This is a genomic window from Acinetobacter baretiae, from assembly GCF_015627105.1.
Classification (GTDB): Bacteria; Pseudomonadota; Gammaproteobacteria; order Pseudomonadales; family Moraxellaceae; genus Acinetobacter; species Acinetobacter baretiae.
In genome coordinates, this window is record NZ_VTDM01000041.1 from 1 (window position 1) to 10,216 (window position 10,216).

At 33.7% G+C, this 10,216-nt stretch carries 10 protein-coding genes and 5 pseudogenes; 10 read left to right on the forward strand and 5 right to left on the reverse strand.

Annotated features, from left to right (window positions below; all coding sequences use genetic code 11):
- Both I2F17_RS11705 and I2F17_RS11710 read right to left on the reverse strand, forming a co-directional pair.
- Nucleotides 1-159: helix-turn-helix domain-containing protein (locus I2F17_RS11705; protein ID WP_211139442.1), on the reverse strand; the 159-nt coding region annotated here is incomplete at its 3' end.
- A gap of 12 nt (nucleotides 160-171) precedes the next feature.
- Nucleotides 172-873 carry a cysteine peptidase family C39 domain-containing protein gene (locus I2F17_RS11710; protein WP_211140065.1) on the reverse strand — a complete coding sequence of 234 codons (702 nt, stop codon included), beginning with the start codon at nucleotides 871-873 and terminating at the stop codon, nucleotides 172-174.
- Nucleotides 874-1,144: 271 nt separating this feature from the next.
- On the opposite strand from I2F17_RS11710, the pseudogene I2F17_RS11715 reads away from it, so the two are divergent.
- Together I2F17_RS11715 and I2F17_RS11725 are read left to right on the forward strand one after the other, a co-directional pair.
- A pseudogene (locus I2F17_RS11715) lies at nucleotides 1,145-1,641 on the forward strand (IS6 family transposase); the annotation flags it as partial.
- Nucleotides 1,642-1,925: 284 nt separating this feature from the next.
- Nucleotides 1,926-3,044 carry a Fic family protein gene (locus tag I2F17_RS11725; RefSeq protein WP_211140075.1) on the forward strand — a complete coding sequence of 373 codons (1,119 nt, stop codon included), beginning with the start codon at nucleotides 1,926-1,928 and terminating at the stop codon, nucleotides 3,042-3,044.
- Between the two features lie 601 nt (nucleotides 3,045-3,645).
- On the opposite strand, the gene I2F17_RS11730 is transcribed toward I2F17_RS11725, so the two are convergent.
- Nucleotides 3,646-4,242, reverse strand: a complete 597-nt coding sequence (locus tag I2F17_RS11730; RefSeq protein WP_211140067.1) for a recombinase family protein — start codon at nucleotides 4,240-4,242, stop codon at nucleotides 3,646-3,648.
- A gap of 449 nt (nucleotides 4,243-4,691) precedes the next feature.
- On the opposite strand from I2F17_RS11730, the gene repM reads away from it, so the two are divergent.
- The 6 genes and pseudogenes from repM to I2F17_RS12625 all read left to right on the forward strand — a co-directional run bounded on the left by repM (nucleotide 4,692) and on the right by I2F17_RS12625 (nucleotide 8,284).
- Nucleotides 4,692-5,627: a replication initiation protein RepM gene (gene repM / locus I2F17_RS11735; protein WP_196423569.1), complete on the forward strand. Its 936-nt coding sequence runs from the start codon at nucleotides 4,692-4,694 to the stop codon at nucleotides 5,625-5,627.
- A 207-nt stretch (nucleotides 5,628-5,834) separates the two neighbouring features.
- Nucleotides 5,835-6,482, forward strand: a complete 648-nt coding sequence (gene parA, locus I2F17_RS11740) for a ParA family partition ATPase (protein ID WP_211140068.1) — start codon at nucleotides 5,835-5,837, stop codon at nucleotides 6,480-6,482.
- A gap of 14 nt (nucleotides 6,483-6,496) precedes the next feature.
- Nucleotides 6,497-6,703 (forward strand): chromosome partitioning protein ParB, encoded by a 207-nt coding sequence (locus I2F17_RS11745; protein ID WP_211140069.1) that lies wholly within the window; start codon nucleotides 6,497-6,499, stop codon nucleotides 6,701-6,703.
- The gene (locus tag I2F17_RS11750) at nucleotides 6,675-6,938 is read left to right on the forward strand and encodes a hypothetical protein (protein WP_211140070.1); all 264 of its coding nucleotides are present in this window, start codon (nucleotides 6,675-6,677) and stop codon (nucleotides 6,936-6,938) included. Before I2F17_RS11745 ends, I2F17_RS11750 begins: the two co-directional genes overlap by 29 nt.
- A 69-nt stretch (nucleotides 6,939-7,007) precedes the next feature.
- Nucleotides 7,008-7,516, forward strand: a pseudogene (locus I2F17_RS12800) (transposase); the annotation flags it as partial.
- Nucleotides 7,517-7,572: 56 nt separating this feature from the next.
- Nucleotides 7,573-8,284: pseudogene (locus tag I2F17_RS12625) on the forward strand (IS6 family transposase).
- Nucleotides 8,285-8,385: 101 nt separating this feature from the next.
- On the opposite strand, the gene I2F17_RS11770 reads toward I2F17_RS12625, so the two are convergent.
- Together I2F17_RS11770 and I2F17_RS11775 are read right to left on the reverse strand one after the other, a co-directional pair.
- Complete coding sequence (locus I2F17_RS11770; RefSeq protein WP_196423578.1) at nucleotides 8,386-8,766, reverse strand: hemocin immunity protein; 381 nt, start codon at nucleotides 8,764-8,766, stop codon at nucleotides 8,386-8,388.
- 303 nt (nucleotides 8,767-9,069) lie between these two features.
- Nucleotides 9,070-9,540, reverse strand: coding sequence for a hypothetical protein (locus I2F17_RS11775; RefSeq protein WP_235985961.1), 471 nt, complete (start codon nucleotides 9,538-9,540; stop codon nucleotides 9,070-9,072).
- 180 nt (nucleotides 9,541-9,720) lie between these two features.
- Here I2F17_RS11775 and I2F17_RS11780 point away from each other — a divergent pair.
- Both I2F17_RS11780 and I2F17_RS11785 read left to right on the forward strand, forming a co-directional pair.
- Nucleotides 9,721-10,024, forward strand: a pseudogene (locus tag I2F17_RS11780) (GFA family protein); the annotation flags it as partial.
- Nucleotides 10,025-10,109: 85 nt separating this feature from the next.
- Nucleotides 10,110-10,216 (forward strand): annotated as a pseudogene (locus I2F17_RS11785) (IS982 family transposase); the annotation flags it as partial.

The window sequence follows — 10,216 nt, forward strand, 5'->3', positions numbered from 1 at the left end:
AAAAGGTTTCCGTGGGCGGGTTCTTTTAATTTCAATTCGTTTTTTCCAACTCAAAATTGTATTTTTATCAATTTCAAATTGTGCAGAGACCGCTCGTATGGAATATCCTTCCTCAAGCTTCGCTATCACTTTTCGTCTAAAATGTTCTGAATAACTCATTTTTATATTGTCTTATATTTTTGATTGTTTGACTATATATGTTCGTAAACCACCTAAAGTAATTTCAAATAATGTGACTACTAAAAAAGCGACAGCAATTACATCTAATGTAGAGAATCCACGATGGACCAATACTTTATCCATCACCACCTGAAAGAATAAAGGGGTAATCAGTGCAAAAAGTTGTAGAACCACTGAAACGGCAAGCACTTCTAAAAAAATTCGGCGGTACTTAATGACCGCCGGAATAAACCAAGTAAAATCAAATTTAGCTAAATTTCCAAGTACAGACGCACGAGAGGTGACAAGAATGAGTTGTCCTGAATATTTTTGCTCAAATTCAGATTTTGATAAAAGAATGGGGCGGTTTTGTTGTAAGTCTTGAATAAGAAACTTGTCATCATTTACTTTGGCAAGAATAAAATGTTGCCCGTCTTCTCTCCAGACTAAAGCAGGAAGATTCGCTAAATGTAAGCGTTCTATCTTTTGTATGGTAGGGCGTGCTTTTAATCCAAGCTCTTTTGCAGCGAGTAACCAAGCCGTCTGATCTAAGCCTTTTTCACTATGTACAAAACGGTGTTGGATGTCAGCCATATTGGCTGCAATACCATGGTATTGTGCCAAGATCATCAGCGCAATTAATGCAAAATCTGGTGGCTCTTGTTCATTCGTAGCTGACGATATAATGCCTTTTGTTTCTTCTAAGTTAGTCATAAATTTATTAAAAAAGTAATACCAGTTGGCATTTAAGGTTAATTTAATCTAATTAAATAACAAAACTATTACAATGTAAATAAATATTATATAAAATGTATGTTTATGTAAGTTTTAAGCTAAAAAATATTAACTATCTTTTAAACGAATGAATTTTTCATCATAAGTCGAATTTATAGTTTGGTACTGTCGCATTAAGGCAAATTTGCTAAACTGATTGAATGTACAATGCTTACCGTTGGTATGTGAGTTACGCATTGAGCTAAGATAACTTGAGGAAATAATGAAAGAGCGTGGGGTTAATATTGATCACTCAACTCTGCACCGTTGGGTGATTCGCTTAACCTCTTTACTTGATCAGGTCTTCAAAAAGCATAAAAAAGCGGTGGGGCTACATTGGCGGATGGATGAAAACTATATCAAGGTAAAAGGCCAGTGGAAATATCTTTATCGAGCTGTAGATTCGCAAGGAGAAACCATCGACTTCTTACTCACAGCCAAGCGTAACGCCCGTGCAGCCTTGAGATTTTTCCATCAAGCCATATGCCACAATGGGTCACCGGATACGGTGACGATTGATCATAGCGTAGCAAATCATGCCGCATTACGTCATTTAATCAAAATACTGATTCGACGATCAGCTTCATCAAAATACGGCAAAATAAATACTTAAATAACCGAGTAGAACAAGATCATCGATTCATTAAGAGACGCTTTCGATCCATGTTAGGATTTAAATCATTTCAGTGTGCCAAGATTATTTTATCTTTTGATGGCGTAAAACATCAAAATAGTCAAACATTCGCCTTTCACTTTTTAATACGACAGAACCCTATTTTTTTGGTAGATGGCCTCATCATTCATCAGTTTATTTCCTATTGCATATTTTTTAACCTACTTAACATAAATCTCTTATGCGAAATTCGACTGTTAGAACACAAATAGAAATGTTCTAGATAAAATGAGTTGATTAACCGCCATATTCATCTCACATTATGAGCCGAATAAGTGTTATATTTAACTCATCTAAAACTTTAGATGAGCAATTGAAAGTGCAGGAATGGATTTGGCAAACAGAGAACTGGACAAATTTCACATGGCTAGATTCAATTATCTTGCCTAAAACCAGACAGATACATCAAAAAATAGGGGTTCTTCTTGGGCAAAGTCAGCATGATTTAGCAAAAGAACAGTTCACCCTAGATACTCTACTTGCGAATCTTGTTGCTTCATCTGCAATTGAAAATGAAACCATCAATGTTTTTTCATTGCGATCATCTTTAGCTCAACGCTTAGGTGTCACACTTGAGCATCCTTATCCAAGCTCAGATCGATCAGAAGGTTTAGCCAATATTATGCTAGATGCACTTAACGATGTTAAGCAATCACTGACAATTGAGCGTCTAATGCAGTGGCATCGTTGGCTTTTCAATGATCCGGATTGGACAATGCAACGCTTACGCATTGGCCAACTTCGGGGATCAGAACCTATGCAAGTCGTTTCAGGTCGATTGGATTGTCCTAAAGTACATTTTGAAGCACCACCAAGAAAAGGCTTAGAAGAACGCTTAAATGCCTTCATAGTATGGTTTAATCAAAGCCTGAATAATTCATTGCTTGACCCTTTATTACGTGCAGGAATTACCCACTTATGGTTTGTTACGCTACATCCTTTTGATGATGGTAATGGACGTATTACACGTACACTTACAGACCTTGCTCTAGCTCAAATGGATGAACAGAGCATCCGTTTATATGCAATGTCTACTGCGATATTAAATAAACGTAAAAATTACTATGAGATTTTAGAACAAACTCAAAAAAATGACTCTGATATCACAGATTGGCTAGTTTGGTTTTTAGATACATTAAATGATAGCCTTGAAAAAACCTTAGAGCAGATCAGTCGAACATTATTTAAAAGTCAATTTTGGTATAAGTATTCAAACTTAGCCTTAAGTCAAGAACAACGCAAAGTTCTAAATCGCTTATTGGACGGTGGTGAAAATGGCTTTGAATATGGTATCAGTGCATCACAATACCAAAAAGTTGCAAAAATTAGTAAAGCAACAGCAACTCGCCACTTATCAGATTTGCTTGGGAAAGAATGTATCATCAAGTTGGAAGGTGGTGGGCGTAATACACGTTATCAAATCAATACTGAGTTATAAAATAGTATTTGCAGTAAAAACTATGTGTCAGAACTTTTAGCATTCAGCTATACCATGTTTAGGGCTATTCTGAAAAAAATTTAGCTTATGAGAATCACCTTTAATATAAGGTCTCACTAATTATCAAAACTTGAACATCCCACCTATCAATCTTATCCTAACCAAAATTAGGTTTAGGGATGTCGGGGCTAAGCCCAGACCAAGCGGTAGAATTAAACAATGAGTAAAACTAGTTATTTAATTCGATTGTATGACGTCAAATTTTATTTGGCGGTGATACAAGCCCTACCCTGTCCCATAAAAATCTGCCAAAAATATATTTAAAATATCATGCAGAAAAACATCAATAAATCTGATCTAAATCATCCATTACCTTGCAAACGCAGTTGCCCACTCACCTGAGAGTCGTCTAAATGATGAGGTTCTACGACATGCTTTTTAAACATCATAACCCACTTAAAAACCTTATGTATTATACCTTTCTAGCCCTGCTTTTTTGTTCTTCAAAACCCTACATTTTACTACACGACATACACTTTTAGGTTTTAAACAAAAATACTATCCTAGACTGATTAAACAAAGCAAGCTTAGGCTATTAATCCTAATTTAACTTAGCAACTCGATATACTGTCGCTACTCCTACCCCCACTGCTTTAGCAACTTCTTCTTTTGTCATGGTCTCTAATGCCAATAATTGTTTTATACGTGCGTGTTTGGCCCTATTAGGTGCTTTTCCTTGGGGTTTGTACCCAGAGCGCAGTAAACCCTGTTTTATGCGCTCCTTGCGCTTGTCATTGTCCAATCGAGCCATTGTCGCTAATAAGTCAATTAACATTGCATTAATCACAGAAAGAATATCTCCTGTAATGCCCTCTTTGATTAAATGATGGGTTGTGGGTAAATCAGCAACAATGAGCTTTAAGCCTTTTTGTTTAATTTGATGTTTTAGTATTTCAAAATCTTGTTGAGAAAGTCTTGATAGACGATCAACGCTTTCAACCAACAGAACATCACCTGATTTAGATTCATTTAGTAGTCGATTCAATTGTGGACGATTAAGTAATGTTCCTGAGAAGTTTTCAACATAAGAGATATTATCACTGGCATAGTTTTGACTAAATTCTACTAAGTCTGCTAATGCTCTTTCAGCATCTTGATCTTTTGTGGATGCTCTGACATAAATTCTGACAACAACCATATCAATTAAACCTAAAAATATAACTACAGTGATAAAAAAGATATTTTGCCTGTTTTTTAATATAAATGATAGTTAAAAGATAGTTAGTCTTAAATACTTCACTTTTATGATTTAAGTATACTCAAAAGATAAAGTGACAATTTCCTTGTTATAAACTTTAATCAAATTTAGTTCAAAAAATGCTCTTAAAAAATAAGGTTAAAAAAGTAAAATAGGCTTTTAATATTTTTAATAAGCTTTTAATTCTTTTAAGAGAGTTGAAAGCATTGATACTAAAAGATTACAGCGGATATTAAGATACGTTTAGTCACCAATTAAGATACGTTTAGTCACCAATTAAGATACGTTTAGTCACCAATTAAGATACGTTTAGTCACCAAAGAAGTACATTGACTGTTAATGCAACTAAAGGTACACTAACAATCAATGTACCTTTAAATAACAATAGTATGAATAACGAGCTGGTAGTAAAAGACAATATATTAATAAATGCATCATACAACCTGGAGCTTACAGAACAGAGGTTAATATTACTTTCAATCGTAAGAGCTAGGGATACAGGGCAAGGTATTACAGCAGATAGTAAATTGCAAATACATGCTGGTGACTATATGTATCATTATAAAGTTGATCGGCATGCTGCATACAAGGCATTAAAAGAAGCAGCTTTAAATTTATTCGAAAGACAATTCTCATTTAAAGAAGAACACGAAAATACAGGAAAAATGGGTGTTGTAAAATCACGTTGGGTCAGTCGAATCAAATATATCGATGAACTTGCCATATTAGAAGTCACTTTTTCCCCAGATGTTGTTCCCTTAATTACTAGGCTAGAGAAACATTTCACTTCATATCAATTGAAACAGGTTTCCCAGCTTACGAGTAAATATGCGATACGCCTTTACGAAATATTAATTGCGTGGCGTGAGGTTGGGAAGACACCAGTTATTAATCTTTCAGACTTTAGAATGCAACTAGGTTTAGAGCCTACAGAATATACGGCCATGAATAATTTTAAAAAAAGGGTGCTTGAACCAGCAATTAATCAAATTAATACGTATACAGATATTGATGCAGGTTATGAGCAATTTAAAGATGGCCGTATTATCTCTGGTATTAAGTTCACCTTTAAAGAGAAACTCAACAATCAAAATTTATCTGTGAATAAAGAGAAAAATACTGTAGATATGTTTACAGGTTTAACAGAAAAACAGATCAGCCTTTTTGCTAAAAAACTTGCCTATGATGATGTATTTGCAAGTAGCTATGCTGAAGTTGGCGAAACTTATAGTGATCTAGAAAAACGTTTGTTACTTAGATTAACGAATCTTGATTTTATAAAAGCTAATGTTCATCACTTGAAACGCTTAGGATTAAATCCATAATTTACTCATTTACTCATTTACTCATTTACTCATTTACTCATTTACTCATTTACTCATTTACTCATTTACTCATTTACTCATTTACTCATTTACTCATTTACTCATTTACTCATTTACTCATTTACTCATTTACTCATTTACTCATTTACTCAAATAAGTGTATACTCAATTGGGTAAATAAGTATTAACTCAGGGTATAAATAAAACATGAAAGTTATTGCTGTACTTAATCAAAAAGGTGGCTCAGGGAAAACAACTATAGCAACTCACCTTGCACGAGCATTACAGAAGTTAGACTACAGTGTATTGCTTGTAGATTCAGATCCACAAGGTTCTGCACGAGACTGGTCTGCTGTAGATGAAAATAACCCTGTAACAGTTATAGGCATAGATAGACCTACAATAGATCGAGATTTGAAGTCCGTTGCAAAAAAAGATTTTGTTATTATTGATGGAGCACCCCAAGCCTCAGATTTAGCTTTATCAGCAATTAAAGCAGCAGATTTTATTCTTATTCCTGTACAACCCTCCCCTTATGATATTTGGGCAACATCTGATTTAGTAGACTTAGTTAAACAACGTATAGAAGTTACAGATGGGAAGTTACAAGCTGCTTTTGTTGTATCTAGAGCAATCAAAGGTACAAAAATCGGTATTGAAATTTCAGAAGCCCTTTTAGGTTATGAACTTCCTGTGCTAGAAACCCGTATTACACAGCGCGTAATTTATCCAACAAGTGCAGCAACAGGCACAACTGTTTTAGATGTAGATCCATCCAGTGATGCTACAAAAGAAATTAATAGCTTGGCTTTAGAGTTAATTAATAAATTTAAGTCAATGAGTTTTTACTCATAGGAGTGTTTGAGTCAATGAGTAATTTGAAAGCTGGTCGCCCAAGTAGATCTGTAGGTGCTAAAGAAGTGCAGTTGCAGGATATTAAAGATAATACCAAAAAGGTACGTGTGAATTTTGATTTAGAGGAAGACCTACATACGGAACTGAAAATGTATGCACTTAAAAATAAGAAGAGTGTTAAAAAAATTTTAGTTGAGCAGATTAAGTTATTGGTTAAATGAAATTAAATGTGTTTTTAGAGTATTAGATGCTACCCTAAAAACACTCAAACACTCAAACACTCAAACACTCAAACACTCAAACACTCAAACACTCAAACACTCAAACACTCAAACACTCAAACACTCAAACACTCAAACACTCAAACACTCAAACACTCAAACACTCAAACACTCAAACACTCAAACACTCAAACACTCAAACACTCAAACACTCAAACACTCAAACACAGTATAAAAAATAACTGGACTATCACCACTTTCTTAGACAATTATCGTCTATTCTTTTTACATAGGAGAGAACATTATGAGTGGACAATGCTATACCACAGCATTTAAAGATGAAGCTGTTAAATTGATTACTGAACGTGGATATTCTGTCACTGATGTTGCAGAATGCTTAGGTGTATCACAGTACAGCCTTTACACAATAACCCTGATGAACATGAACTACTTGAGGCAAAGAAAGAAATCCTACGCCTTAAAAGTCAACTTAAACAAACTGAAGAGGAGCGAGATATCCTAAAAAAGGCTATAAGGTACTTTGTAAGCCTCCCAAAATGAAGTATCAGTTTATCCTTGAATACAGCTATCAGTTTAAAGTTAAAACGATGTGTCGGGTTCTTAAGATTGCTCGTGCTGGCCATTACGCTTGGTTGCATGAACCCGAATTAGGCAGAACCATTGAAGACAAACGGTTATTACAACTTATTGGCTCTTCTTATGAAGCCAATTATGGTATCTATGGGTATCGTCGTATTACTTTGGATCTTAAAGGGCTGGGGGCATAATCGTGTGCTAAAGGTCATGAAAAATAAGGTTCTGTCGAATTAAGGAAATTTTGCTAAACTAATTTAATTTGAAGTCACTCAATGTCTATTATTTCCCAAGCATTTAAAGGCCTTTATTATCCACCAGATTTGATTGCACAATACTTACGTTGGTATCTGAGCTACGCATTAAGATATCTTGAGAAAATAATGAAAGAGCGTAGGATCGATATCGCTCATTCAACCCTACATAGATGGATTATTCGTTTAACCTCGCTACTTGAGAAAACATTTACGAAACATAAAAAAGCCGTAGGACCACACTGGCGGATGGATGAGAAACTTATATCAAAGTTAAAGGCCAGTGGAAGTATCTATACCGAGCAGTCGACTCCCAAACCGAGCAGTCGACTCCCAAGGAAAAACGATTGACTTCTTACTGACAGCTCAGCGGAATACCCGTGCTACCTTGAAATTCTTTCATCAAGCCATACGTCACAATGAATCACCTAATACGGTGAAGATTGATCATAGTCTAGCAAATCATGTTACATTACGCCATCTTAATAAAACTACTGATACTATGATTGGCTGCATCAAAATAAGGCAGAATAAATACTTAAACAATAGAGTGGAACAAGACCATCGATTTATTAAACGATGAATTCGATCCATGTTAGGATTTAAATCATTCCGATGTACCAAGATTATTTGATCCTGCATTGAGTGAATGCATATGCTTCGTAAAGGACAACTCAATACATCCAAAGATGAAATCACATCCATAGGATTATTCTATCTGTTGATGACGTAAAATATATAAAATAGTCAAATATTCGCCTTTAATTTCTTAATGCGACAGAACTAAATATTTTATGTTAAATCTTAAAGGTTGAATTTCATGCAGATAACTGTTCAATGATAACGATGATTGATATAGAAATCGATATCATGTTTTTCATATCCTAAAAGCTCCCCAATTTCTCGTTCAATTTCAATAATAGATTGGCCTGGCCTAAAACTTATTTTTAATAAATGTTCCAGTCTGTCTGCTTTTAAACAATTTTCATTTTTAGAAATTATATGCATTTTAAAATCCATATAATTTTCATTATGCAACAATGCATTAGGGAAAGAAATAGTTCTAAAAAATAGTTTTTTTGCTTTAAATAAAGGAAAAAAATCTTTTGGGATTTCTGAGTCAGTATAAAATAGTGATAGATCTTTTTTATTAGCTAACATTAATTCTAGTTCTATACCTTCATGTGGGCCTAGTGATGGATGGTTTGTACTCATTATGGCTTCCTTGTTTTACAATTTTCTATTAAGAGAATCACTAAAAATATCAAACTTATAAATATATTATATATCCCAAAGTTAATACTTGATAAATCACTAAAACTTCTTTACTTGAATGCTTATTGATCTTTTTTATAGGCAAAACATATCAAAACTGCTGTAAAAAAAGCCAACATGTTTCCAAATCGGCTTTTATTTTAGTTTTTGCATTATGTGAAACACTTAAGTATTTGAAATGCAATGAAATATTAAGTATGACTTCGCATAAATCCCCATTATGTTAAACGAAGTCGGAATTCCTTATAAAAATTCATCATTATTATTACAAATAAGTACTGCTTGAGCACAATTATCTAAGCTACTCATCATTAAAACTTCATTTGCTCTTTTTTTATGAAAAGTAAGAGACGCATTACTTCCAAATTCACTGTTCAAATTAGAGGATAAAATAATAGTACACTCATCAGCTCTTAATCTATTCCATAGTTTTTGGACTAATATAACTAATGCAAACCCGATATTAATTATCTCACATTCATCATAATGTTGATCATTCATATAATCATCAATATGGATTCTATTCACTGATGCTTCAAAGCCTGTCAAATCTCCATATCTAGCAGAAATAGTTTTATAATCAAAACCTTCAAATTTTTCTTTATAAAAATTAAAAAAAATAGCACTAGAATGCTCATGAAATCCTTCTAGTATCTTAATCTCCAAAGTTGAGGGGAGCTGAACATCATATTTAGATAAAAAAAATGTATTCATTGGTGAGCTTAAAAGTATCATTTTATACCTGAAATATTTTTGCTATCACTAAAGTTAAATTTTAAGAATTTTTAAAATTAACATAATACACGTTGTCTGAAATCAAACCTATCTAAGGTCAAAAAATAAAAAATGATCTATGCTTAGAAAGCATAAATCAATCGATAGAATCTTAAAATTATGAAAAATGACGGTAGTTGCTTGTGTGGTAAAATCAAATTTCTAGTCAAAAAAGATATTCAGACAGTGTATCACTGTCATTGTAGTTTATGTCGTAAACAAAGTGGTACGGGAGCAAATTCAGCTACATTAGTGAATGAGACGTTAGTTATTTGAGTGGATTTCTGGTACGGACTCTATTAGCACATTTAAAAAAGATACAGGATTTACTTCTTTCTTTTGTATGAATTGTGGATCTCCTGTTCCTAACAAAGTTGGAAATAGCTCATTTATGTGGATTCCACTTGGATTATTAAATAACCCGAATCCTGTTTAAGGATTTATTTGAAAAAGCCAAGGATTAGAGCCATAAGTTGAGTTACTAGACACGACTTACTACTCTAATCCTCATGACTGATATTACCGCTTTATTCTGTACCATTGATGATTTTTTTCTAAAATTTGAACCCACTTATTTGAAATTTCTAAAACAGAATCAATACTTCAAACGAATACG